Annotated in this window: 24 protein-coding genes; 13 read left to right on the top strand and 11 right to left on the bottom strand. The window is 63.4% G+C overall.

Annotated elements, in window-relative coordinates; all coding sequences use genetic code 11:
* Positions 1-27 precede the first annotated feature (27 nt).
* Positions 28-2,454: a mechanosensitive ion channel family protein gene (locus FNZ07_RS00210; protein WP_091008763.1), complete on the bottom strand. Its 2,427-nt coding sequence runs from the start codon at positions 2,452-2,454 to the stop codon at positions 28-30.
* A 115-nt stretch (positions 2,455-2,569) separates the two neighbouring features.
* Positions 2,570-4,189 carry an MFS transporter gene (locus tag FNZ07_RS00205; protein WP_245811311.1) on the bottom strand — a complete coding sequence of 540 codons (1,620 nt, stop codon included), beginning with the start codon at positions 4,187-4,189 and terminating at the stop codon, positions 2,570-2,572.
* A 170-nt stretch (positions 4,190-4,359) separates the two neighbouring features.
* Here FNZ07_RS00205 and FNZ07_RS00200 point away from each other — a divergent pair, with 170 nt between their 5' ends.
* The 4 genes from FNZ07_RS00200 to FNZ07_RS00185 all read left to right on the top strand — a co-directional run bounded on the left by FNZ07_RS00200 (position 4,360) and on the right by FNZ07_RS00185 (position 7,481).
* Positions 4,360-5,106, top strand: a complete 747-nt coding sequence (locus FNZ07_RS00200) for a methyltransferase family protein (RefSeq protein ID WP_091006903.1) — start codon at positions 4,360-4,362, stop codon at positions 5,104-5,106.
* A 65-nt stretch (positions 5,107-5,171) separates the two neighbouring features.
* Positions 5,172-5,744: a TetR/AcrR family transcriptional regulator gene (locus FNZ07_RS00195; RefSeq protein WP_091006901.1), complete on the top strand. Its 573-nt coding sequence runs from the start codon at positions 5,172-5,174 to the stop codon at positions 5,742-5,744.
* Between the two features lie 91 nt (positions 5,745-5,835).
* Positions 5,836-6,801, top strand: coding sequence for an SDR family oxidoreductase (locus tag FNZ07_RS00190; protein WP_091006900.1), 966 nt, complete (start codon positions 5,836-5,838; stop codon positions 6,799-6,801).
* A complete protein-coding gene (locus tag FNZ07_RS00185) occupies positions 6,798-7,481 on the top strand; it encodes an NAD-dependent epimerase/dehydratase family protein (RefSeq protein ID WP_091006898.1) in 684 nt (227 codons plus the stop codon). Before FNZ07_RS00190 ends, FNZ07_RS00185 begins: the two co-directional genes overlap by 4 nt.
* A gap of 23 nt (positions 7,482-7,504) precedes the next feature.
* Here FNZ07_RS00185 and FNZ07_RS00180 read toward each other — a convergent pair whose 3' ends face one another.
* Genes FNZ07_RS00180 through FNZ07_RS00170 form a run of 3 tightly spaced genes read right to left on the bottom strand, consistent with a single transcriptional unit; the run spans position 7,505 to position 9,520 of the window.
* Complete coding sequence (locus FNZ07_RS00180) at positions 7,505-8,365, bottom strand: 4'-phosphopantetheinyl transferase family protein (RefSeq protein ID WP_143098004.1); 861 nt, start codon at positions 8,363-8,365, stop codon at positions 7,505-7,507.
* Between the two features lie 13 nt (positions 8,366-8,378).
* On the bottom strand, positions 8,379-8,858 hold the full coding sequence (locus tag FNZ07_RS00175) for a hypothetical protein (RefSeq protein WP_091006895.1): 480 nt from the start codon (positions 8,856-8,858) through the stop codon (positions 8,379-8,381).
* 23 nt (positions 8,859-8,881) lie between these two features.
* Positions 8,882-9,520, bottom strand: a complete 639-nt coding sequence (locus tag FNZ07_RS00170; protein WP_091006867.1) for a nitroreductase family protein — start codon at positions 9,518-9,520, stop codon at positions 8,882-8,884.
* 326 nt (positions 9,521-9,846) lie between these two features.
* Between FNZ07_RS00170 and FNZ07_RS00165 the strand changes: the two genes are divergently transcribed.
* Positions 9,847-10,716, top strand: a complete 870-nt coding sequence (locus FNZ07_RS00165) for an MOSC domain-containing protein (RefSeq protein WP_091006865.1) — start codon at positions 9,847-9,849, stop codon at positions 10,714-10,716.
* 21 nt (positions 10,717-10,737) lie between these two features.
* On the opposite strand, the gene FNZ07_RS00160 is transcribed toward FNZ07_RS00165, so the two are convergent.
* Positions 10,738-11,631 carry a transcriptional regulator GcvA gene (locus tag FNZ07_RS00160; RefSeq protein WP_091006863.1) on the bottom strand — a complete coding sequence of 298 codons (894 nt, stop codon included), beginning with the start codon at positions 11,629-11,631 and terminating at the stop codon, positions 10,738-10,740.
* Between the two features lie 104 nt (positions 11,632-11,735).
* Here FNZ07_RS00160 and FNZ07_RS00155 point away from each other — a divergent pair, with 104 nt between their 5' ends.
* Positions 11,736-12,221 carry a VOC family protein gene (locus FNZ07_RS00155; RefSeq protein ID WP_091006861.1) on the top strand — a complete coding sequence of 162 codons (486 nt, stop codon included), beginning with the start codon at positions 11,736-11,738 and terminating at the stop codon, positions 12,219-12,221.
* 51 nt (positions 12,222-12,272) lie between these two features.
* Positions 12,273-13,004 carry an SDR family oxidoreductase gene (locus FNZ07_RS00150; protein ID WP_091006859.1) on the top strand — a complete coding sequence of 244 codons (732 nt, stop codon included), beginning with the start codon at positions 12,273-12,275 and terminating at the stop codon, positions 13,002-13,004.
* Between the two features lie 125 nt (positions 13,005-13,129).
* Here the strand turns inward: FNZ07_RS00150 and FNZ07_RS00145 are convergent, their stop codons facing one another.
* The gene (locus FNZ07_RS00145) at positions 13,130-13,966 is read right to left on the bottom strand and encodes a cation diffusion facilitator family transporter (protein WP_091006857.1); all 837 of its coding nucleotides are present in this window, start codon (positions 13,964-13,966) and stop codon (positions 13,130-13,132) included.
* A 137-nt stretch (positions 13,967-14,103) separates the two neighbouring features.
* Complete coding sequence (locus FNZ07_RS00140) at positions 14,104-14,985, bottom strand: arginase family protein (RefSeq protein ID WP_091006855.1); 882 nt, start codon at positions 14,983-14,985, stop codon at positions 14,104-14,106.
* 180 nt (positions 14,986-15,165) lie between these two features.
* Here FNZ07_RS00140 and FNZ07_RS00135 point away from each other — a divergent pair, with 180 nt between their 5' ends.
* Complete coding sequence (locus FNZ07_RS00135) at positions 15,166-15,996, top strand: DMT family transporter (protein ID WP_091006853.1); 831 nt, start codon at positions 15,166-15,168, stop codon at positions 15,994-15,996.
* Positions 15,997-16,000: 4 nt separating this feature from the next.
* On the opposite strand, the gene FNZ07_RS00130 is transcribed toward FNZ07_RS00135, so the two are convergent.
* The gene (locus tag FNZ07_RS00130) at positions 16,001-16,759 is read right to left on the bottom strand and encodes a helix-turn-helix domain-containing protein (RefSeq protein WP_091006851.1); all 759 of its coding nucleotides are present in this window, start codon (positions 16,757-16,759) and stop codon (positions 16,001-16,003) included.
* Positions 16,760-16,910: 151 nt separating this feature from the next.
* On the opposite strand from FNZ07_RS00130, the gene FNZ07_RS00125 reads away from it, so the two are divergent.
* From FNZ07_RS00125 to FNZ07_RS00105, 5 genes are all read left to right on the top strand, one after another.
* On the top strand, positions 16,911-17,627 hold the full coding sequence (locus FNZ07_RS00125; protein ID WP_091006849.1) for a YebB family permuted papain-like enzyme: 717 nt from the start codon (positions 16,911-16,913) through the stop codon (positions 17,625-17,627).
* The gene (locus FNZ07_RS00120; protein WP_091006847.1) at positions 17,621-18,349 is read left to right on the top strand and encodes a sterol desaturase family protein; all 729 of its coding nucleotides are present in this window, start codon (positions 17,621-17,623) and stop codon (positions 18,347-18,349) included. The genes FNZ07_RS00125 and FNZ07_RS00120 overlap by 7 nt, the downstream gene beginning before the upstream one ends.
* Positions 18,350-18,619: 270 nt before the next feature.
* Complete coding sequence (locus FNZ07_RS00115) at positions 18,620-20,221, top strand: sugar ABC transporter ATP-binding protein (protein ID WP_091006845.1); 1,602 nt, start codon at positions 18,620-18,622, stop codon at positions 20,219-20,221.
* Entirely contained in the window at positions 20,218-21,222 is a 1,005-nt protein-coding gene (locus FNZ07_RS00110) for an ABC transporter permease (RefSeq protein ID WP_091006843.1), read from the top strand. The genes FNZ07_RS00115 and FNZ07_RS00110 overlap by 4 nt, the downstream gene beginning before the upstream one ends.
* A 101-nt stretch (positions 21,223-21,323) precedes the next feature.
* A complete protein-coding gene (locus tag FNZ07_RS00105; RefSeq protein WP_091006841.1) occupies positions 21,324-22,472 on the top strand; it encodes a substrate-binding domain-containing protein in 1,149 nt (382 codons plus the stop codon).
* An 86-nt stretch (positions 22,473-22,558) separates the two neighbouring features.
* Here FNZ07_RS00105 and FNZ07_RS00100 read toward each other — a convergent pair whose 3' ends face one another.
* Complete coding sequence (locus FNZ07_RS00100) at positions 22,559-23,575, bottom strand: chymotrypsin family serine protease (RefSeq protein ID WP_091006839.1); 1,017 nt, start codon at positions 23,573-23,575, stop codon at positions 22,559-22,561.
* Between the two features lie 78 nt (positions 23,576-23,653).
* Positions 23,654-24,943: a flavin monoamine oxidase family protein gene (locus tag FNZ07_RS00095; RefSeq protein ID WP_091006837.1), complete on the bottom strand. Its 1,290-nt coding sequence runs from the start codon at positions 24,941-24,943 to the stop codon at positions 23,654-23,656.
* Between the last annotated feature and the right edge of the window lie 76 nt (positions 24,944-25,019).

Genomic DNA, 25,019 nt, shown 5'->3' with positions numbered 1-25,019 from the left:
GGCTGGACCTGGAGGCTGGTTTACCGGCTACGAACCTGCGCGGGGTGCACCGGTCTGCGGCGCCGTCGCATCGCGCGCCTCGCTCCCGTCGCTCCTGTCGCGCACCCACACACTACGCTGCGGATTCGCGATCTGAATACCGCGCGCGAGAAACTGCTCGGCGATCCTCCGGTTGAATTCGCGCTGCACCCCCCAGCGCGCGGTATCGCGGCATTGCACCTGGCCCGACAGGACCATTGCCGCGCCGTCCACCTGATCGATGCCCCAATAGCTGAAGTCGGACAGGATGCCGGCCTTGAACGCATCGTCGTTACGCAGCGACGTGCCGATTTCCTTGAGCGTCGCGACGGCGAGATCGATGTCCTGCCCGTACGCGATGCTCACCTTGACAGCCGCATTGCCGAGCCCGCGATTCGTGTTGTTCACCGTCGTGACCGAACTGAACGGCACGGTAAACAACGAACCGTCGCTGGCGCGCAGTCGCACGGTGCGGATCGACAGATACTCGACGGTGCCGGACACGCTCGCAACGGTGACCGAGTCGCCGACCTGCATCGCGTTTTCCATGAGCAGAAAGATACCGGTGATGAAATCCTGCACGAGCTTCTGCGAGCCGAAGCCGAGTGCAACGCCGAAGATGCTCGCGCCGGCGAGCAGCGGCGCGGTATTCACGCCGAGTTGACTCAACCCCGTCAGCACGACCACCAGGGCGATCACGACGAAGAGCGTGGCGCGCAGCATCGGCAGCAGTGTGCGCAGGCGTGCGGCCCGCGCGATGTCGCCGCGCGCGGTCCACTGGTCGAGGCGGCGCTCCACCGCCACGTTGACCGCTTCCCAGACGAACAGCGCAATGGCTGCCGCGACGGCGATCGTCACGAGCGCGGACGCGAGCCGATGGCCGATCGAACCGCTGCTAAAGAGCTGCCGCAGGTCGACGCCCCACGCAAGCAGCAGCAGAAACACCGTGCAGATGACGATCAGCACCGAGAGGGTTCGACGCAGTAACGGGTAGTAGCGGTACGCATGCTGATGCACCAGCGACAGCTGTGCGTCGCCTTCCACATGAAAGAACCGCGCGAGCGCGCCGAGCAGCACGATCGAAGCAACCCGCGCGCCGACCAGAATAGCGATCGTGATGCCGCCCACGTGCAGCAGCGCGTGATAGCCGTTTTCCACATCGAGTGCCCAGACGAACCAGAGCGCCATCACGAGGAAGATGGCGATCGCGGCCCATGCGTCGGCGAGGCCGTTGCCGACCAGCGACGTCGGACGGTTGCCCGACGTGTGGGCGCGAATCCATGCGGCGACGGGTTGGCGGCATTGCAGGATCATCAGCGAGAGCAGTACGTGACCGATCAGGGCGACCGCTTTGGTCAGCGCAACGTGCGCGGTGTCGTTCAGGCCGAGTGCTGCAGCCGTTTCGACGATGGCCGAGCCGGCGCCGATCAGCGTGACGCTGCGTACGATCCAGCGTTGCAGCCACGCAGCCCAGGTATCGCCGAGTCGCAGCAGGCGCAGGCCGGGCGCATCGGGTTGCGTGAAGAAACCGGCCGCAATGACGACCACGCGGCAGATCACATAGATGTCGATCAGTGCGCCGATTGCTTCGTCCTGAGGCGTGCCGTCGTCGGTCAGCAGCGACATCGTTGCGCTCGCGGCGGCGACGAAGACGACGAGCGGTAACGCCTTGACGATCAGCCGCAATACCGCGTGCGGCAGGCGGCGCAACAACGACCAGTGGAGTGCGACATGTTCTTCGCCACGTGCTTCGCGTGATGGAGCGATGGGATTGGCAGCGGCGGGCGTATTGCTTGAGGGCGCAGGTGCGTTTGGAGCCGAGGCCGAAGCCGGTAGATCCAATGCATCGCGCTGGCGCGCAGCGAGTGCGCTGCTGGCACGCCGTAGCAGACGGCGCGCCAGCCATTCGAGCACCAGCGCCGGCAGTAGCGCAGCGAGTAAGCTGCCGAGCACACGACCGAGTATCGCGCGATGCTGCGGGTTCGTCAGTTCGTCGCTCCACCACGCACGCAGCGACGACACATCGAGCAGCGCCGCCAGCGAACTGCGCAGCACCGTGATCACGTGCAGGCTCCAGCGCGCACCCTGGCGGGCGAGTTGCGAGGCGAGACCGTTGGTCTGCAGCGCGGACACCGCCGATGCGCCTGCCGGGCTTGCTGCCGCCGCTCCACTCGCCGCCGTTGCTGTTGCCGTTGTCGGAGCGGGCGCGCTGAGCGCACCGGCAGCGGCGATCGCCCGCAATGTGTCTTCGATCTGTGCACGACGCGTCGGACTGTTCAGCACTTCGAGCGCCTGACGCGCCTGATCCGGCGTCAGCGCGACGAGCGGAGTCGATGCCGCGGTGGGTGCGGTGGCGGCCTCGGTGGGTGCAACGAACCCAGGCAGTACCACAAGTGCGAACAGAAGAAGAAACGAGCTGATCAGGAGTTTACGCATGGTTGACGAACAGAACGACATGAGCGGAAGCGGACACGGTACCGCACGATTCGTGCCGCCATGCACAGGATGATAAGCAACCGACCCACGCCCGGCAGTACAAGTTCCTGCGGACTCAGCGGCGCGTACGTTTGATGGTCACCGCGGCGCACACGGCGGCGGCCAGCGCGCAGGCGGCGCAGACCAGCGCCACGGCGGCGAGCGCGCGATCGATCGCCTCGGCCTGGGCAGCGGCAACCGGCCTCGCAAGGTCTGCGGCGACCTGGGCATTCGCGTTCGCTCCGGGTTCGAGTGTGCGCAGCGACTGGCGCACAGTCGGCGACAGATCCATCCGGTCGAGCCGCGCCGACAACGCCGCATCGTGCGACCACACGAAGACGATGCCGAGCACGGCGATTGCCAGCAGGCTCGCGACACGCGCAACCGCATTGTTGATCCCCGATGCAACGCCCGTGCGTTCATCTGACACGGCGGCCATCACCGTAGTGGTGAGTGGCGCGACGGTGATCGTCATGCCGAGCCCGAGCACGACGAGTGCCGGGAAGTAGACGTTCCAGTAGCGGCCGTCCGGCAACGCAAGCATCGCGAAGCCGATGCCCGCAACGACCGGTCCCACGGTAAGCAGCGCGCGTGCGCCGCACCGTGCCATCAGGCCGCCGGTGAAGCGCGACAGCAGACCGATGACGAGCGGCGCCGGCAACAGCGCGGCGCCTGCCTCGGTGGCCGTGTAACCGTGTGCGCGAATCAGCGCATACGGCAGGAAAAACATCGCGCCGCCCACGCCGAAATACAGCAGCAGCGTGACGAGGTTCGTACCGACGAAGTCGCGCGAACGGAATACGTCGAGCGGCATCATCGGTTGCGCGCTTGTGCGTTCGATGATCAGGAACACCACCAGCAGCACGATGCCGGCTGCAACCGGACCGAGCACGACCGGCGCCGCAAAGCCATGCACTGGGGCCGCCGTCAGACCGTAGGTGAGTGCGCCGAGGCCGGCGGCAGCGGCCAGTGCGCCTAGCCAGTCGAGTCTGCCTTGCGCATCGGGGCTGCGGCTGTCGGGTATCGAGGCAAACGCCAGCGCGATCGTTACGCATGCCAGCGGGACGTTGAGGAAAAAGATCGCGCGCCACGACCAGGTGTCGACCAGCCAGCCGCCCATGACCGGGCCGAACGCACCGGTGATCGCGGCGACGCCCGCCCATGTGCCGATGGCCCGGCCGCGCTCGTGCTCGTCGAACACGGCACCGATGATCGCGAGGCTGCTGGGCACGAGCAGCGCCGCGCCGATACCCTGCACGGCGCGCGCAGCGATCAGCGTGCCGACGCCCGGCGCGAAACCGCACGCAATCGACGCAAGCGTAAACAACCCGATGCCGGCGACGAACACCGTGCGCCGGCCGAGCCGGTCACCGGCGGCGCCACCCACCAGCACCAGCGAACCGAGCAGCAGCAGGTACGCGTTGACGACCCACTGCATGGCGGCGACGCTCGCCGCGAGTTCGTTCTGGATCGACGACAGCGCGACATTGACCACCGAACCGTCGATAAACGCCATGCTCGATCCGAGGATCGTCGCGGCGAGCGCGAGGCGTTTGTGTCGCGACGGCCGGCCCGCGGCAGGGGGCTGGGTGCGGATGACCAGCGCATCGCAGGGGCTCGTCTGCGAGCCGACGACGTGAGCGGCGCGCTGTACGTTCGGCGGATCGAGTGCGTCGCGAACGTCGTGAATGGCCAAGGTCGCTCCTCGGAGGGGAATCGGGTCAAGCATAGCAACGTGGCGGATTTACTGCTATACGGGCACCACGCTTCGACCTACCATGCAGACATACCGTGATTCGGCACCCTGGCCAGGCGCCGATTGTGCCAAAGCGGAAACCCATCATCAAACAGACAAAACGCATCAATATGAATGTCGATCCTGTTGCATCGAATCCCGATACGGAATCGCCCGCAAACGCGAGCACTCGTATCGGCGATACCGGCAGCGAAGAGGGCAACGACGCAAAGAATGCTCCGGTTAGTCAACCTAAGCGCCTGACCCAGAGGCAGATCGTTACGGAGATCCTGCTGCGCGCTGGTACAGCGGCGCTGCTGTTGCCGTTCTTCATCTCCGTCATGCATCGCTACCTGCTCGATCCAACGCGCATCGCGTTGCTGTTCTTTGCGATTGCCGAGGCCGTGACGCTGGTGTTCGTACTGTGCTCGCGCGTGCCGACAGAACGCGACTGGCATCCGGTGAGTGTGGTGACGTCGTTTTGTGCGACCTACTATTTTCTGGCGTTCAATCTCGCCCCGGGCGTACATCTGGTTTCCGAAAAATTCGCAGCGGGATTGCAGATTGTCGGCTTTCTCCTGACGATCGTCGCCAAGCTGTCGCTGCGTCGCTCGTTCGGTCTGCTGCCGGCGCATCGCGGGCTCGTGACCGACGGTGCGTATCGCTACGTACGCCATCCGATATACACCGGATATTTCATCCGCGATCTCGGCTTTCTGTTGCCCACCTTCGGGCTGCAGAATCTGCTGATCATCCTGCTACATTGGGTGTTGCAGGTTATCCGGATCGTGCGCGAGGAACGGCTGCTGTCGAAAGACGACGCGTATCGCAGCTACAAGAAACGAGTCCGTTATCGGGTCGTGTGGGGCCTGTTCTGATCCCGCTTGCAGGAAACACGCACTCCGTCTATTATTGAGCACTCACTCATTTAACGGAGCAATTCGTGGCACGTCCTCGCAGCGAAGACAAGCGCAACGCCATCCTGTCGGCGGCTACGAAAGCCGTCGCGACGCTCGGCGTCGAAGCCACGACGGCGAAGATCGCCAAAGGGGCGGGCGTTGCGGAGGGGACGTTGTTTACCTACTTCGACAGCAAGGACGTGCTGTTCAACGAGCTGTATCTGGATCTCAAGCACGATCTGCGCGGCGAGATGACGCGCGGCTACCCGGCAGCGGGATCGGTTGTGGAGCGCGGCCGTCACGTGTGGGACCGCTATATCGACTGGGGCGTCGCGTATCCGTTCAAACGCAAGGCGATGAGCCAGCTGTCGATCTCCGAGCGCATCACCGAACACAGCCGCGATGCCGGCATGGCCGCGTTCGGCGAGATCAACGCGATGGTGCATCAGATCTCGTCGAACGGTCCGTTGAAGGACCAGTCGCCGTTGTTCGTCGCGGCAATGATGAATGCGATTGCCGAAGCGACGATGGAGTTTATCGAACGCGAACCGAAGCAGGCAAAGCGCTATAAGGCCGCCGGATTCCAGGCGTTCTGGAGCGCGGTAGCCGGTGTGTGATGCGTTTTTTTTTAGTTTCGTAATGAGCGCGTATTCACTCAATTAATCTGATCAATTTGTTTTCTCCGATTCACCCCAGCAGGAGTGCGCAATGCCCAAAGTATCGAAGGTCTGGACCACCCAGGATATTCCGCGCCAGGACGGCCGGCTCGCGCTCGTGACTGGCGCAACTGGCGGCATCGGGTACGAAGCCGCGCTCGCGCTGGCGGGGGCCGGTGCGGAAGTCGTCCTGACCGGCCGCAACGATGCGAAAGGCGACGTCGCGCTCAACCGCATCCGGACAGTTCATCCGGGCGCGAATATTCGCTATGCGCACCTCGATCTCGCGAGCCTTGCATCGGTTCGCGCCTTCGTGGATGGTTTTGCGAGCCGGCATCAAGCGCTGGCTCTGCTTGTGAACAACGCAGGCGTGATGATGCCGCCCACGCGCCATACCACACAGGATGGTTTCGAATTGCAGTTCGGCACCAACTATCTCGGCCACTACGCGTTGACCGCGCGTTTGCTGCCGTTGTTGCGCGCGGGGCGCGACGTGCGTGTCGTCAACGTGAGCAGCGGAGCGCATCGAATCCAGGCGGACATTCATTTCGACGATCTGCAGTGGGAGCGCAGTTATCGTCCGTGGCCCGCGTATGCGCAGTCGAAACTAGCAATGTTGCTATTCGCCTTCGAACTGCAACGCCGCAGCGATACGCACGGCTGGGGGCTCACCTGCAACGCGTGCCATCCGGGCTATGCGCTGACCGGTCTGCAAAGCGCGGGCCCGGGGCTCGGAAGCAACGGGCGACGTACGCTGATCGAACGTCTGTCGGCTGCGCTCGGGCCATACGTGGCGCAGTCGGCAGCCGGTGGCGCGCTGCCGACGCTGTTCGCCGCAACCTCGCCCGATGCGAAGCCCGCGGGATACTATGGGCCGCAGGGGCGCTTCGAGCTGAAGGGGCCGGTCGGCGACGCAATCATCGGTGAGAAGGCGCGCGACAAGTCGCTCGCCACGCGCCTGTGGGACGTTTCCGGTCCATTGGTCGGTGTGCAATGGACCGAGGAGGCAACGACGTGAAGGTAGTGATTTTTGGTGCGACGGGAATGGTCGGGCAGGGCGTGTTGCGCGAATGTCTGCGCGATCCCGATGTGACGGGTGTGCTTACCGTCGGGCGTGCGACGACCGGGCAACTCGATCCGCGTCTTCACGAACTGGTGCGCAGCGACCTCACGCAATACGCGGGTCTCGATGACGAGTTGTCGGGCTACGACGCGTGCTTCTTTTGTCTCGGGGTTTCGTCGGTGGGGATGAAGGAAGACGACTATTCGCGCATTACCTACGACCTGACACTCGCCGCGGCCAGCGTGCTCGCGCGCCTCAATCCGGCGATGACGTTCGTCTACGTGTCCGGCACCGGTACCGACAGCAGCGAACAGGGCCGCGTGATGTGGGCGCGTGTCAAAGGGCGTACTGAGAATGCGTTGCGCCGGCTGCCGTTCAAGGCGGTGTATCTGTTCAGGCCCGGTGTGATTCAGCCGCTTCATGGCGTGCGTTCGAAGACCCGGCTGTATCACACGTTCTATGTGCTGCTGGCGCCGCTGCTGTCTACGGCGCGGCGGCTCTTTCCCGCGCATGTGCAAACCACGGAAAGCCTGGGACGCGCGATGCTTGCGGTCGCGCGACACGGCGCACCGAGCGCGGTGCTCGAACCCGCCGATCTGAACGCACTTGCTCAGGACAGTACCGCAAGGGCATAAGCAGACATCAAGCAGCTAGACCATCAACGATCGTCTACGCGGCCGTCAGGTCCAGCCCAACCGAACGCATGCACGCGCGTAACCGGTTGCGCGGCCGCTACGGCCGCGCAGATCGCACCTGGCATCGGCACATCGAGCACGTGCCAGCGGCCCGCCTCGCCGGTATCGACGAAGAACGCCGCGCTCTCCTGACGCAGCACATTGGCATCGGCGTCGAGTAGCGGCTTGCCTGCGGCAGCAAGAAGGCTCGCGTGGCGCACGTGGCTGCGCAGCGCGATCGAATGAGCGATCGTCGTACGTTCCTTGAGCGCTGCCGTGAACGTACCGTTCCCGGTGTCGATGTCGATTTCATCGGTGGGCAGCGGCAGACGGGTGCCGAGTCCGAACGGGCTCGCGCTGATGCCGATCATGATCCACACCCCCGCGTAGGCGACCTGTACCTCGATGCCCGCACGATGGATGTCGGCGAGCACCGGCTGGCCGAGCGGGTTATCGGTGAGCGCGACATCGGTCGGCGCACAGTCGAGCATCTGCGCGAGCACGCCGCGCAGCACCGCCCGACCCACCGCGAAGCGCTTGCCCAGCGCCGGGTTCGGATGATTCTTTACACGCGCGAGTTCGGCTTTCGACAGCCGCATATATGCCGCTTCTTTCGATACGACCTGCCATTCGGGACGCACACGCCAGAGCAACAACTCGCCGGTGGGCGGCAACGGGTCGCCTTCCGGGCGGCGCCACGCGAGCCGTTGTGGCAGGAACGCGAGGTCCGGAACGCGATAGATCGCGTGACGCGGTGTTTCGCGGCGGCCGTTCGTGCCCTGTGCGGCTTGCGCCACGTGGTTGCCGTGCGGCGTGCGGGCAGAGACGAAAGTGATTCGTGGCAAATCCGGCTGCCTTTCAATGCATATACGTGACGCGCCGCACGCGCACGCGGATCACGATGCCCGCGTCGAGCAGCGAAATCGCGAACCAGCGCGCGATCTTCAGCATGCCGCTTACGGCGGGCTGCGGCAGCCAGTCGTTCAGCAACTGCATGGCGGCGTGGCTATGGGTTTTCTGCAGCAGCGCGATGGTTTGCAGCAGCGAGGCTTCGTCCTTCGCGAGATCGCTGGCGCACCGGCAGCGTGTGTCGAGCCGGCGGCACGTCGTGCGCATCAGGCCACGCATCAGCATGTCGAAGTAGGTCAAGCCGTCGGCAGTCATGCCGGCTTCCGACAGGACTTCGCGCCAGCTGTTGCGCATGCGTACCGCATCGCACTGCGGACGCAGCCAGGTGCGGACCGCGCTGACCACGGTTTGCTCGGCGATGTCGGGATGCTCGGCGAGCGAGTCGTCGAGCAACGAATGCTGCCTCGCGGGTGGGCTATGAAAGTGCATGCGACCTCCAACCTCGTGGATGCTTAACGCGACGACGGACCGGTCCATTCGCGCACGTGGGCCGCGCGCTCGGGACGAACGGCATCGCGTTGCGCCGATGCCGGCGTACCGATGAACAGAAAGCCGAGCAGCTGTTCCGACGGCTCGAAGCCGAGTGCGTCATGCATGCGCACATCGTACGAATCGACACCGGTGGCCCAGAAGCCGCCGTAACCGAGCACATGAATCGCGTTCAGCATGTTCATCGCGGCGGCGCCGACAGAGAGCAGTTGTTCCACTTCAGGGACGGTCGAAGTGCCGTCGACCGCTGCGGCGATCGCGATGATGATCGGCGCCGCCTGCGCTTTCCTGCTGCGATGCTGATGCGCGGAGCGCGGCTCGTCCGGCATACGCGCGCTTGCGATGTCGACCAGCACTTCACCGAGTGCTTCGCGCGCTGCGCCGCGCACGAGGACAAAACGCCACGGGCGCAGGTTGCCGTGATCCGGCGCGCGCAACGCGACGTCGAAGATCGAGGCGAGTTCGGCGTCGTTCGGTCCGGGACTGGTCAGCGGCCAGTACGACTGGCGCGATAACAGCGACTGCAACACGATGCGCGCGCGGTCCGGGGCGGCATCGTGGGCGCTACGTTCGGCGGATTCAACGGGCAGGGGTGAGTTCATGGACGGAAGGATCGAGAGTTTTGAGACATGCCGAATCATGGAGCAAATTCCGCACAATTGCAAATGATTCTCATTTGTATGTGAGACAGGTATGAGCAGAATGCCTGTGCAACCTGGCTGGCTTGTGTCACAGCGAAAAACGGGGCTGAGGGCCGGCCCGCCTGGTTCGGACGCTATTCATGCGACTCGCTGACGGCGTCGCGCGCACCTTGCAGCGGATGCAATGGCGGGAGAAAATCGCACGATCGCGGCGCTGAGCGCTGCGCTCCGCCGCATCCAACGCGTCTTTCCCGCGCGCCTTATTTCCCCTGTGCCGGTTCCCACCCATGCCATCCGTCAGTGCGTTGTTCATTTATCCCGTGAAATCGTGCGGCGCGATCGCGCTCGACCATGCGCTGCTGGAGCCGCACGGGCTCGAATGGGACCGGCACTGGATGGTCGTCGACGGCAACGGGCGCTTCGTGTCGCAACGCGAGTACCCCGCGATGGCGCTGATCCGGCCGGTATTCACGCCTGCTTCGCTGGAACTGTCGGCGCCGGGCGCGGCCGACGTATTGCGCCTGCCTCTGGAAGCGCCGCGCGAAGCGGCACGCGTGCCCGTGACGATCTGGCGTGACAGCCTCGAGGCGCTCGATGAGGGGGATGGAGCGGCGCGCTGGTTTTCGGAGGTACTCGGTGTACAGGTGCGGCTCGCGCGATTCGATCGCGAGGTGACGCGGCTTGCGAACAAGATGTGGACCACAGGCACCGACGCGCCGACGAAGTTCGCCGACGGCTTCCCGCTACTCGTCACGACCGAAGCCTCGCTCGACGAACTGAACCAGCGTTTGCGCGCGAAAGGCGCCCCTTCGATTCCGATGAACCGTTTCCGGCCGAACATCGTACTGAACGGCGTCGACGCGTTCGAAGAGGACTTTGTCGAGACGCTGTCGATCGGCGCGGACGACGCCATCGTGTTGCGCTTCGTCAAACCGTGCGCGCGTTGTCCGATCACGACAGTCGATCAACTCGAGGGGCGCCCCGATCCGCAGTGGCCGACCGAGCCGCTCGATACGATGATGGGCTGGCGCGCCAATCCGCGCGTGGATGGTGGCCTGACGTTCGGGCAGAACGCGATTGTGGTCGGCGGTGCGGGGCGGCGCGTGAATGTTGGGACCGATGTCAGCTGGGAGCTGGCCTTTCCCGACGACTTCTGAAGATGCTTTTCTCTTGCGCGACTAATTGCCGGGTGGCGCCAGTTCCGCCAGCAGCCAGTCGCGAAACGCCTTGACCTTGCGTTGACGGATGGCGCCCGGCGGGTAGACCACGTAAAAGCTCGACGTCGATTTCAATGCGTGTGCGAACGGCCGAACCAGTCGCCCGGTAGCGAGGTCGGCGGCCACCAGCATGGTCCGGCCCAGCACGACGCCTTCGCCTTGCACCGCTGCCTCGACGGCGAACGTCGCGGAGTCGAACGTAATCCCGCTTTGCGGATCGACGCCTTCCACACCCGCGCTGGCGAGCCACGTCGCCCAGTCGATTGGAAAAGCGTCGTGGATCAACGTGTGATGTTTCAGGTCCGCGGGCTTGCGCAATGCTCGCTTGCCTGCGACGAGTCTGGGACTGCACACCGGAAATACCTCTTCCTCAGTGAGAAATTCCGCAGTCAGCCCTGGGTAATTCCCGCCGCCATAGCGGATCGCAATGTCGATACCGTCACCGAGAAAGCTGCTCAACTGACCGGTCGTCGAGACGCGCACGTCGATCTCGCTGTGCTCGCGATGAAAACGATAGAGACGCGGTACCAGCCATTTCCCGGCAAAGCCATCGGACGTGCTGACGTTCAACGTCGAGTTGGAGTGGCGCGTCGTGGCCGTTGCGGTCGCGTTCGACAGCCGGTCCAGCGCTTCGCGAACCGCCCGCGCGTACGGTTCGCCGACAGCAGTGAGGCGCACCGAACGCGTCGCGCGCTCGAACAACTGGACGTCGAGCTGATCTTCGAGGTGCTTGATGGCACGGCTGATGGCGCCGTGCGTGACGTTGAGTTCCTCCGCCGCTCTGGAGAAACTCAGATGCCGGGCAGCCGCTTCAAAGCTCGGCAATGAATTGAGTGGCGGTAGTTTGCGGGGCATGGCGATTAGTGAGTGTTAGTCACAGATTGATGCCAAAGAATGGTTTGTCTGTCAACCCGCCGATGACCAGAATGTCCTTTACAGCTACCACTCAGGAGAACGACATGGCCACCATCCACCCATTTCTCTGGTTCGAGACCGATGCGCAAGAAGCACGCGATTTTTACCTGTCGGTCTTCAGGAACAGCAAGGCGCTCGACTCGGTGGAGTTCAGCGACAAGGTTTCCGGCAACAACAAGACGGCGCCGATGGCCGTTCATGGCTTCGAACTCGAAGGATTGCGCTTTACGGCGCTCAACGCGGGATCGGCGCCGCGGTTCAACGAAAGAGTCTCGCTCTACATCGAGACGAAGGACCAGAGCGAAACCGACTACTACTGGCACGCGCTCACGGCAGGCGGTGGCGTCGAAAAGCAGTGCGGCTGGTTGATGGACCGGTATGGCGTCCACTGGCAGGTCGTGCCGGAAATCATGCTGCGGCACCTGGCCGACCCGGACCGCGAGAAGGCCGACCGGGTGCGGTACGCGATGTACAAGATGTCCAGAATCATCGTCGCCGATATTGAAGCTGCGTATGCGGGCAATGCGTGAGTGCGTCAGTACGTAACGCGCCCGCGCTCACCATCGAAAACGGAGGCTGACATGGCATCGCTCAAGGGACAAAAGATTGTCGTCGTTGGGGGTAGTTCGGGTATCGGTCTTGGTGTTGCGGCCGCGGCTCTGCAGCATGGTGCAGACGTCGTAATCGTCGGGCGATCTTCTGAGAAGCTTGAGGCCGCGCAGTGCTCGCTTGGTCAGGATCGTCGTGTGACAAGCTTCGCCGTCGATATTACGAAAGAGCAGGACGTCGCCCGCGCTTTCGACGACGTTGGCCCATTCGATCACCTCGTGTCGACTGCAGGAACGCCGCCGCCAGGCGATGCGATCGAGCGGATCGACATCGATGTCGTGCGACGCTTTTTCGACAGCAAACTGATCAGCGCTGTGACGCTTGCAAAACACGCTGCGCGCACGCTCAGAAAGGGCGGTTCGATGACGTTCACTTCGGGCATCAATAAGGATCGGCCGCCTGTTCCTGGCGGCGCGGTCGTGGCGGCGACTGCAGGTTCGTTCGGCTATTTCGCCCATGCACTCGCGCTGGAACTGGCGCCGACGCGCGTCAATGTCGTGTCGCCGGGGTGGGTCGATACGCCGATGTGGGACGACATGGTCGGCGAGGCCAAGGTGGGCTACTTCGCGCAGATGGCCGCCCGCTTGCCGGCGGGCAGGATTGCGACGCCCGCGGATGTGGCTGCCGCCTATGTCTATCTGATGGAGAGCGAGCTGACGACCGGCGAGACGATGCATATCGATGGCGGGCAGCGGCTTGTCTAGGCGCCTGTGGGCGAGAAAGGCCTTCGGGCATTCTGGACACTACGCCGGTCAGAGCGGCGAGCGAGAGGTTCACCAGCGGGACGGAGTCGCACGGGCCGTCGACGCCGTGCGCTGCTGCGTACCGCTCACGCAGCGCTGCGACTTTCCAGCACCGGGGCGTCCTGATCGACGGGGATGAGACGGGTGGTTGTGCGGTCGTGCGAAGGCTGCAACGGCAGCACGCGCGCGTCGAGCGGCATCGTCAGCGAGTCAGTGCGTACGACGTGCATACGGGCGGGCGTCGTGGCGGCCGGGCGCTGCGCAGTATGCCGACGTTGTTTCAGATCCCGCAGTCCACGCGATCCGAAGCCGTAGCCCGTCTTGACGATCATCAGGCCGATCAGTGCCGCGGCCAGGTCGTCGAGCCGCGTAAGACCCGCAAGACTGCCGCCGATCGCCACCGTCACGACCAGCGAAGACAGCGCATCGGCGCGCACATGCCATGCGTTGGCGAGCAGCAGGGTCGAACGGCTGCGTTTTGCTTCGCGCGCCATCCAGCGGAACAGCGTTTCCTTGCTGGCGAGCGCGAGTACGGCGACGCCGAGCGTCACGATATCGAAGTGGCTGTCGGGATTCACACCGGAGCGCACCGCCGACTCCCACGATTGCCACACCATCTGGAGCCCCGTTGCGCCAAGCAGCGCGCCGAGCGCAAGCAGCGCGAGCGGTTCGTACTTCGGATGCCGGCGCGTCGGATCGGCGGCCGCGGCGCGGGCGTCGAGAGCGCAGGCGAGCAGGACGAGCGCGTCGGCGAGCATGTCGACGAACGAGTGCAACGCATCCGCCAGCATCCCGGACGAATGGGCGGACAGGCCCACCGTTACCTGTAGCGCCATCAACAGCAGATTCAGCACGATGCTTGCGACGAGCACCTTCGACGTCGTGCTTATCGACGACGTTCGTTCCTGCAACGGGGTTGTCATGGCATCCCGGTTGTGTGTGGGGATGCCAGAACATACCGACGCTACGTTGCGGCTACGTGACAGTGGGCGTGTCGGGCGGGCGGCATCGCTTGAGGACGCCGGCGGCGGGCATCAGGTCGCAGCGTCGGGTTCGGACGTCAGGCCCGATCCGGTGCCACCAGCAGCGGCGCCAGGGCATCGAGCAATGCGTCCGGCGAGCAGGTATCCGGGCTTCCCTCAAGCCGCTTCCGGTCGGCCCAGGCGCCGCTCCAGGCGACCTCGAATTCCGCGATTTCCAGCCCGATCAGCCCGCAATCCGCCAGCACCTGCGCCGCAGCGGACAGGTCGTCCAGCGACAGCCCGCCGTCGACCGCGTACTCGGTCGGCACGATGCCGGGATTGAGCACGTCGCAGTCGAGATGCACATAGACCTCGCGACCGGCGATTGCGTTACGCAGGCGATCGGGCAAACCGTCGCCGACGGGCACCAGCGCGATCGTGCCGGCATCGATCAGGGCGTGCTCGGCGGGATCGAGATCGCGGGCGCCGACGAGGATCACGTTCGCCAGATCGAGGTCGCCGCCCAGGCCGGTATTGTCTTTCCAGTCGGTGTTCCAGCGGCCGGCCGCGCCGGTGAGCACGAGGCCGCCCAGATAGCCCGACGAAGATGTCGACGGCGTATTGCAGTCGCCGTGTGCATCGAACCAGACGATCGCCGCATCCGGCCGGTGGCGCGCGACAACCGGTAGCGTTGCAAGCGCGCTGGCACAGCGCCCCATCGTGGTCAGCAGCGGCGTGTTGCCGTCTCTCAGCAACGCGTCGTAGTGGGCGGACAGACACCGTAGCCAAGGCGTAGCCGCGGTCAACTGCTCGCGCCATCCACCGGCAAGCGCTGCCTCCGGTTCGCCGATGCGGGCCGGCTCGAGCCCGAGCCGTCGTGCGAGCGCAAGGCCGACAACGAGCGAGCCGGCCATACCGCGCTCGTTGCGATCGGCGGTGCGGCCGGTGAAAACGGTGAGGGCGGGGTGGTGTTTATGCATGAGCCGGATTCCGCTGACGATGGTCGAGCGAGTATCGCATGGGCCAGGAGTGGTGCTGCAGCGGCGCTTCGTAGCCTCGTGCAACGCATTGTTCAGGTACGTGCGCAGGCAGTTGTATACGTATAAACGTCTATACGTTTAAAATTCAACCTTCGACGTTTTTCCGTATCGAGGTACCGCATGATCAGTTCCATGAGCGGCTTCGTTCTGCTCGCCGCGCTGTTGCATGCCACATGGAACGCGATGCTGCATGGCAACCGCGACCGCTTTCTGTCGATGACATGGATGAGCATCGGCATTGCACCGATCGCCACGGCGGTAGCGCTCTCGGTGCCTGTTCCGGCGCAGGCCGCGTGGCCCTACATCGCCGTGTCCGGTCTTGTTCACGGCCTGTACAACCTGTGCCTCGTGTATGCGTACCAACGCAGCGACCTCGGCGAGGCGTATCCGATCGCCCGCGGTTCGTCGCCGATGCTCGTGGCGCTCGGTGCGGCGGTATTCGCCAATGAACAGATCCACATCTTGCAGGCTGCCGGCATTGCGCTGGTGTCGTGCGGCATCATCAGCTTTGCGTTGCAGCGCCGGCGACCGTCGCGCGAGAGCATCGTCGCGGCGCTGCTTACCGGAGCGACCATCGCCTTATATACGGTGATCGACGGGATCGGCGTGCGACGTGCCGGCGGTCATGCGATTTCCTATACCGCGTGGATGTTCGCGTTCTACTGGCTGATGCCCGCGATCTTCATCGCGAAGCGCGGTCGCTCTGCGCTGCGCGCGTCGTTTGCCGATATCGGTACGTCGGTGTCGGGTGGTGTCGTATCGATCGCGGCATACGGGATCGTGATCTGGGCGATGCAATACGGCGCGATGGGCACGGTGTCGGCGCTGCGCGAAACCAGTGTGGTGTTTGCCGTGCTGATCGGCCGTCTGTTCCTGCGGGAAGAGGTGACGTTCGCGCGCTTTGTTTCGTGTGTCGTGATTGCGGCGGGGGCCGTCTGTATCGGGCTGTGACGCCCTAGGCCCCGGTTTCTCCCGCATCCGCTGGCCGCTTGAGTTTTCTGAACGCATCCGGCTCCCACACGCGCATCGCCAGCAAAAGCGCGGTGCCGTGCCGCTCGCTCAAAGCCTCCGTCGCCGACTCATCGTGCAACGACGTGAATTTGCGGCGCAGCTTGCGCAATTCGGCCTGCAACTGCGCATAAGCGGATGTGGTCAGCATGCCATGCACGAAATCCATCGATTCTTCCGGCATGTCGAACCGGCTTTCCATGAAATCGGGCAGTCCCCGCTGCAGGAAGTACTGGCGGATCGGCCCATCCGGCAGCCAGTCGAAGTCCCGTGCGACCAGCAACCGGATGCGGTTGCCCGGCTTGAGATTCGCAAAGCCCATACGATCCAGCACGAGTAGATGCTTGATGCACTCGGCTTTAGACAGTTGATACCTCGACATCATGTCTTCGAGCGACCAGTAGTTCAACGTGCACACAGCCACCAGCAAGAGTTTTTCGTTCGACACGAGCTGCGCTTCCTGGTCGCGTGTGAGCACGTGCAGGCGCGGCACCGCAAGCTCGGCTTCCTGCAGCAGTTCCGCCATGGTCATCCCGAACAGGTCGCAGAACTGTGCGAGACGATCGATCGTCAGGCGTCCTCCGGCCAGCAGTCGTTTCACGCTTGGCTCCGACAGACGCAGCGCCTGAGCGACGTCGCGATAGGTCATGCCTTCGGTTTTGAGGCGGCGCTTGATGGTCGCGATGATCTGGGTAATCTCGGTCATGGCCGGGCTCTGATGATGTGGGTGCGTGGGGCAGTAAAGGTATCGAGATCCGATACCGTGAGTGTGATTCTAGTCAAATAAAAACATTGAAAGTGCAAAATGTGCGACCACGGATCATGCTGGCCTCCGTTGTTAGCCCATGGAGACCAGTATGACCACCGGCACCCGGACAACCGATGTAAGTGGTGGGGACCACGCGCATGCAGGCTCCCGTCTCGTTCCGCACGCGGCGGGAGCGTACGGTGCGTCCGGTGTGTCGCCGGTGCATGACCTGCAAGTCGGGGATCTCGTTTTTATCCGCGTGACTGCGCGTCCGTTTCTCGAAGTGGCTTATGCCACGCTTTCGTGGACGAATCATGTCGGCATCGTTGTCGACGCGCAGGGCGACGATCCGTTGATCGCGGAAAGCACCTTCCCGTTCGCACGCACCACGCGTATGACGCGTTTTCTGGAGCGCTCCGAAAACGGCCGCTACACCATCGCGAGGCTCGCGATACCGCTCGACAGTCTGCACCGCAGCAAACTGATCGCGGCGACGACGAGGCGAATGGGCACGTTCTACGACACCGGCTTCAACCTGCATTCACGGCGCCAGTTCTGCTCGCGCTTCGTGCGCGAAGTTATCGAGGAAGCGACGGGCATCCGGCTCGGCGAGACCGAAACCTTCTCGACCTTGCTTGAGCGTAATCCTGATCCGAGGCTCGGTTTCTGGCGGCTCTGGTACTTCGGCCGCATTCCGTGGCGACGCCTTACCGTTACACCGGCGAGCGTGCTGGACAGTCCGCATCTTCGTGTCGTCTGCGATGTCGGCAGCGAAACGACCGCGCGCCCACAACCTTCGATAGACCAGGAGGCACATCCATGCTGATCATCGTCTTTCTCCTGTTCGGTTTCTGCTTCGCGCTGGAGCGGATGAATCCAGGCTGGACGCTTCCCCATGTGCGCACGTGGGGCGTGCGTGTACTGCTGCTCAACGGGGTTCAACTGGGCGTGGTGGTCGCAGCGGGACTGACGTGGCAGCAATGGTTTTCATCGCGATCGCTTTTTCATCTGTCGGCGCATCTATCGCCGGTGGCCGCCGGCCTGCTGGCGTATTTCATCGCGACCTTCGTGTTTTACTGGTGGCATCGCTGGCGTCACGAATACGATCTGCTCTGGCGTGGGTTCCATCAGATTCACCACAGCGCACAGCGGCTCGAAGTGATCACGTCGTTCTACAAGCATCCTGGCGAGATGATCGTCAATTCGGTGATTGGCAGTGTGCTCGTGTACACGTTGCTCGGGATGTCGCCTGAGGCGGGTGCGGTCTATACGCTGTGCACGGCCGTCGGGGAGTTCTTCTATCACACGAATTGCCGTACGCCACGTTGGGTCGGATACGTCTTTCAGCGCCCGGAGATGCATCGCATCCATCACGAGTACGCGCATCACAAGAACAACTACGGCGATATCACGTGGTGGGACATGATGTTCGGTACGTATGAGAACCCGCCTGCGTGGGATGGTGTCTGCGGATTCGATGCGGAGAAGGAGCAGCAACTCGGCGCCATGCTGCGCTACCGCGACGTGCATCGTGTGGAGGAACGCTGAACCGATACGATCGCCCTGTTTCTGAAACGCCCTCGCTTGCCCCGAGGGCGTTTCTTTTTGGGTTCTTTTGAGGTCGGTACACGCGCTCCGGTTGTTACGATCATTACATCTAGCGATCGAATATCGGGGTTGGATATGCGGATGGCACGCCAAACCGGCCATAAATGTTATTGACGCATCATTTCGATGATGACAAGATAACAATCGATTTCGCGACACCCGATCGCGCTACATAAAAATTTCGTCGCGCCGACGAAGGAGACAGACGAGATGAGTGCGCCGGTTCCGGCCGCGGCCAGTTCATCGCCCGAGCGAACAGTTCAGGTGCCGTCTCAGGCGCCGTTGGTCCGCGTGGCGGGCGTCACCAAGCGGTTTGGCGGCGTACAGGCGCTGCGCGGCGTCGACCTCGAAGTCCTGCCTGGCGAAGTCCATGCGCTGCTTGGCGAAAACGGCGCCGGCAAATCCACGCTGATCAAGATACTCAGTGGCGTGCACGCCTACGACGAAGGCTCCATCGAGATCGCCGGTCAGAAAGTAGCGTTCGATTCTCCCGCCCGCTCGCGCGATGCCGGTATCGCCGTCGTCTACCAGGATCTGAGCCTGGTCGAGTCGCTTTCTGTGGCGGCCAACCTGATGCTGGGGCGCGAACCGCGCACGCGGCTCGGCTTCGTGAAGAAACGCGCACTGCTGGCGCAAGTCAGCGATTTCCTGCACGAGCACGGCATTCCACTCGACCCGCGTGTGCCGGTCGGTTCGCTGCCGTTTGCTTACCGGCAGATGACCGAGATCTGCAAGGCGTTGATGGGCGACGTGCGTGTGCTGATCCTCGATGAACCCACCTCGGCGCTGACGGGCGGCGAAGAGCAGATCCTTTTCGACGCGATTCGCGCGGTGACCGATCGCGGTGTGGGCGTGATCTATGTCACGCATCGGTTGAACGAGGTGTTTCGTATTTCACAGCGCGTGACCGTATTCCGCGACGGCCGGAACGCAGGCATGTTCGCCACCGCCGATACCGACATGAAGCAGCTCGTCGCGGCGATCGTCGGTCCGGGGCACGCCGCGGTGCAGATGCGCGAACAGCGTCGCGGTACTGCCGCGAACGATCCTGCAGCCGCTGTCGGCACACCTGTTCTTACGTTGTCCGGTGTCAGCAACGACCGGCTGCGCGATGTGAGCCTCACGCTGCGCAAAGGCGAGATTCATGGGCTCGCGGGATTGATCGGCAGTGGTCGCACCGAGATACTGCAAACGGTGTTCGGCCTGCGTTCTGCCGATAGCGGCGAGATCGCGATCGAGGGTCGCACGGTTGCGCGCCATACGCCCGCGGACGCGATCAAGCTCGGTATCGCGCTGGTACCGGAAGATCGCCATCTCCAGGGGCTCGTGCTCGATCATTCGATCGAACGCAATCTGACCTTGCCGCGACTTGCGCATTTCTCGCGCTGGGGCTGGCTGCGTAGCGGCGCTGCGCTCCAGCAGGCGCAGGGCGCAATGAAGAAGCTGGCGGTAAAAGCACCGGGCGCGTCTACCGACGTCAAGTTTCTGTCGGGCGGCAATCAGCAGAAGGTCGTCTTCGCGAAGTGGAATCATCCGCGGCCGACTGTCCTGCTGCTCGACGAACCGACCGTCGGCGTCGATGTCGGCGCGCGCGAAGAAATCTACGGTGTCGTGCACGACGCGGCGCTGGCCGGAACCGGCGTGCTCGTCGTGTCGTCGGATCTCGACGAACTGCTGCGTCTGTGCGATCGCATCTCCATCGTGGTCGACGGCCGCATTGTCGATACCGTCGAGCGCGCGACGCTTGCCAACGCCGAAGAGCTTCATCATCTGATCCAACTCCCGCGGTCCTCGAACGAGCATGCAACATGAACGACTCCGTCCCGTCGCTGGCCACTGACCAGCAGGTTTCCCAACCGCCGCAACCGAGCCGCGCACGACGGCTCGCGCAATTGCTGCTGCAAGGCGACCGGCCATATGCGCTCTATTTCGCCTTCGCGATCCTGCTCGTGGTCTTCAGCGTCGCGTCGCCGTGGTTTCTGTCCATCGACAACTTCCTGAACATCGGCCGCCAGACAGCGCTCGTGTCCATCATCGCGATCGGCATGACGTTCGTGATCATCGCGCGGCAGATCGATCTGTCGGTAGGTTCGACGCTCGCGTTGTCGGGCATGTCCGCGGCGCTGGCGATGGCGTACATCGGCGACAACTGGTTTATCGGCGCGGTGGCGGGAATCGGCACGGGTGCTGTGGTGGGTTTGATCAACGGTGTGATCACGACGCGACTGAACATTCCTTCGTTTCTCGTCACGCTCGGTACGCTCAGCGCGGCACGCGGGCTCGCGTTGCTGCTCACGACGACGCGGCCCGTCATCATCACCAACGATTCATTCATCTCGATCTTCGGCGAAGGCGACATCGCCGGTGTGCCGGTGCCGATCATCTGGACCGGTCTCGCGGTGATCGGCGGCATTTTGCTGCTGCATTACAGCGTGTTTGGCCGCCAGGTTTACGCGGCGGGCGGTAACCCGACCGCGGCGCTGTACTCGGGCATCAACATCCGGCGCGTGACCACGCTGGCGTTCGTGCTGACCGGCATGCTCGCGGGTGTTGCGGCGCTCGTGCTGTCGGCGCGTTCGCACGCGGCGCGGCCCGATGTGGTGCAGGGGCTCGAACTCGATGTGATTGCGTCGGTGACGCTCGGCGGCTGCAGTCTGTTCGGCGGGCGCGGGTTTGTGCTTGGGACGTTGCTCGGCAGCCTGATCATCGGGACGCTCAACAACGGCCTCGTGCTGCTCGGCGTCAGTTCGTCGCTGCAGCTCGTCATCAAGGGGGCGATCATCGTCGCGGCGGTGGCGTTTACGAAGAAGTGACGCAGGGTGTGAACGGTTCGCAGTAGCCAGGCAAGTCGGGCAAGTCAGGCAAGTCAGGACAATCAGGAGACTCAATACATGAAGACCAACGGAGGGGAATCATGAAACAACGTCGTGTCTCGAGAGTGGTGTGGGCCAGTGTGATTGCAGCGGCAAGCCTGGCGGTATTCGCTTCGTCCGGCGCCAGTGCGCAGACGTGCATGAAGGGATTGTCGCCGGCGACGATCGGACCGAAGACGATCGTCGGGCAAGGACCGAACGGCGAAAAAGCGGCCTCCGTCGATACCGTCCAGCTCAGTGCCGCCGAAGCAGCCAAGGTGAAAGCAGGCAAATTCAAGGTCGGCATTTCGATGCAGACGATGAATCTGGACTGGTCGCAACTGCAGGTGCAGGGCATTACCGACACGCTCAAGAAATACGGCGTCGAAGTAATCGGCACCGCATCGGCCGAGTATCAGGTGGACAAGCAGATCGCCGATATCGAGAACACCATTCAGCGGCATCCGGACGGCATCATTTCGATTCCGGTCGACGGCATGGCGACGGCCGCGACGTACAAGAAGGTGTCCGCGGCCGGTATCAAGCTGGTGTTCATGGATAACGTGCCGGGCGGACTGCATCATCCGGAGCAATACTCGGCGATGGTGTCCGCCGACAGCGAAGGCAATGGCCAGATCGCCGCGAAGGTGCTCGCGTCGTGCATTCCTCAGGGGGGCACGGTCGGGCTCGTCAACTTCGGTGTCGACTACTTCAGCACGAAGGAGCGAACCAAGGCCGTCAATGACTGGATGAAGAAGAACCGGCCCGACATCAAGATCAAGCAGGTCGACTTCACGGATCCGTCGAAGGTCGGGCAGATTGCCGGCGACTTCCTCACGGCGAATCCCGATGTGAAGGGCGTGTTCGCGGTGTGGGATCAACCGGCGCTCGATACGTTGACCTCGATGCGCGCGCAGGGCCTGAATATCCCGGTTACGACTGTCGACCTGGGCCTTGAATCCGCGATCGAAATTGCCAAAGGCGGACCGTTGAAGGCAACCGGTTCGCAGCGTCCGTACGATCAGGGTGTCGCCGAAGCACTCGCGATGATGAAGTCGCTGATCGGGCAAACGCCGCCGGCCTGGATCGGGGTTCAGTCGCTGCCGGTCGTGCAGTCGAATGTGCTCGAGTCGTATAAGACAGTGTTCAAGAAAGATCCGCCGCCGCAACTGGCGGATGCGTGCAAGAAGGCGGGGCCGTCCTGCGGTTGATGAATGGTTGATCTGAAGAGGATACGGTCGGGCCGGGCAGTGAAGCTCGCCCCGACCGTGTCCTCAAGGTCTTTACAGAGCGAGACTCAGTCGAGGCCCAGATCGCTCTTGATGTTGGCCCACGGGCTGATAATCGCGTAGGCGCCGTCTGCAGGAAGCCACTTCGGGTCTGGCGCGGGATTGGTGTCGCCCGGCTTGGCGGCCCCGACGTTCATTCCGATCAACTCCACCGATGACCCGGCCTGAGGATCGGTGAATACCGGCGCACCGCTGTCGCCTTTTTCGCTTTGATAGTCCGCGAGTAGTTGACCGGTCAGTGTGCCGCCGTCCGAAAACGTGACGGTCACGTTGTCGCCGCGGATTTTTCCGCTACGCAGCGTTTTCGCCGTCGAGGCACCTTGCATCGATACATCCGTACCGAAGCCAGGTGCGGCGGAAATGCCGGTCACCGTATAGTTCGTACTCGAGCTTTTCCAGATTGCGTTTGCCGTCGCCTGTACGCTTGCTTCAAGCGTGACGAATGCGCTGTCGCTGGCGGCCACTCCGTTGTAATTGGTGACTTCGGTGGCCGTCCCGACCTTGAATTGTTGCGACGTGCTCTGGGGCTGGAAGACATCGCTACCTTTTGCGCCGACCACATGTCCGCAGGTTACGAACCCCGCGACGCCCGAACGCGTCGCGGCGATACACAGTGTGCCCTTGCCGTTGGTGCCGCCGCCGGCCGGACACCACAGCAGCAACCCGCCGACAAGCGGCCGGTTGTGGCCGGTCTTGTTGGCATGACGTACCGCCGGTGCACAGCGAAACGCGCGCACCGGCACGCCGCCTGCCAATGCACTCAATTCCCGATGCGCGCGCCGGATTGCTGCCGTCGTGTCGGCGAAACCGATCGCGAGGCAGTCGTACACGTAGTCGATATAGCAGAGCACGATGGGGAGCCGACAGGTTCCGTCCGCAAGCGCGATGCTGATGCGTTCGTGCGCGCGCTGCACGGCCGAGTGCAGCGCGGGTCCGCTGCCGGACGCGGGGAAAGACAAGCCTTCCGGATTCAAACCTCCGGCCGATGATGCGCGATTCGTTTTTACTTCGAGGTCGGTTCGCATGATTTCACTCCTCTTGTATTGCCTGTTTTCCTGCACGAATGGGGTTCATCGAAAGCTAAAGCGGTGACCGGGACCGCTTCAGGTCAACACCTCTTGCGCCGCGCGCACGCCTTCGAAATAGGCCGCCTGCAGCGTGCCGTAGTACCCGAGGTTGGTCGCCTCGCCGGCAAAGTGCAGGCGCTTCACCGGTGTCCCTAGCGTTACGCGTGCTGACAGCGCATCCCGGTCGTCGGGGCCGCCGCCGTTGAAGGCGCTATACGAATACGCACCGTGCGCGGCCGCGTCGCTGCTCCAGTTCGTGATCGCCTTGCCGGTCGTGAAGAACACGCCGTCAAAGGCGGCCTGGACACGGGTCTTGAACAGCGTGTAGACGTCCTGGTCCGACAGGCCATCGAGCGCAGCGGCGAAATTCCCGGCGGCGTGCGCAACCAGCACATCGTCCGCATACGGCAGGCGGTAGCACTGCCAGACGCCAGCCGGGTCGTCCTCGGTCAGGTAGTAGTTGGTGCCCGGCACGATAGCGGCCGGCGACGTGCGCAGCCGCAGCGCGAGCTTCTTGTAGGACCCGAGGCGCAGTACTTTCAGTGCGTTGCGGTGTGCGAGCGGAAGCACCGGCTCGAAGACGACGCTGCCGTTGCCGAGGTTCGACACCGGAATAGTGACGATGCACGCGTCCACGGTGAGGGTCGTGGTGTTGTAGCTCAGCGTGACGTGAGTGTCGTCGTACGCGATCTTCGCAACGGTGGTGTCGAAATGCTCGACGTAACGGCTTCCATGTTCGGGTTTGATTCGCTGACCATAAGCGGCGACCAGGCTGCCGATGCCTTTCTTGACGAAAAGATTGGGCTTGTCGCCGCCTTTGGCTTCGCGTGCGCGATCGGCAGCGATGTATTGCCAGGTCTCAGCCGACTCGGTGAACGGTCCATAAGTCGAGGTCGCATGGCCGAACAGTTCGACGTCGTCGGTCTTGCCCGGTTTCTCCGACACGATGACATTGGGTTGCTCTTTCGCGCTGTCGTAGGATTTCTGGATGCGGACGACCACGGCCTGAACCGGGGGCGTGGTCGTCGACTCGTCCTTCCAGCCCTGGTCCGTGTCGACACGCAGCAGGTACTTGGCGTCTTCCTCGACGGTGTCGAAACCGAGCGCTTTGGCGATCTGCGTCAACGGATTGATATCCGGGTCCTGGATGTACTGCGCACCCTTGTCGAACGCAAAACCGGGAATCGACGTGGTGTCGGTGCGCGCGCGTCCGCCGTACTTGCCGGTGGCTTCGAGCAGATGGACTTCGGTAACCTTGCTGTTCGCGAGCAGTGTGTAGGCAGCAGCGATGCCGGCAAGGCCACCGCCAATGATGGCGACTTTCATGAGAGCACTCCTTTTGCGGTAGAGAGCACGACGGGGGTGGAACAACCTGCGGCGGATCGCTCCGCCGTTTTTGTCG

The organism is Paraburkholderia megapolitana (genome assembly GCF_007556815.1).
GTDB lineage: Bacteria > Pseudomonadota > Gammaproteobacteria > Burkholderiales > Burkholderiaceae > Paraburkholderia > Paraburkholderia megapolitana.
Note: the sequence above shows the minus strand (reverse complement) of the source record. Positions and strands in the feature narration are given on the sequence as shown.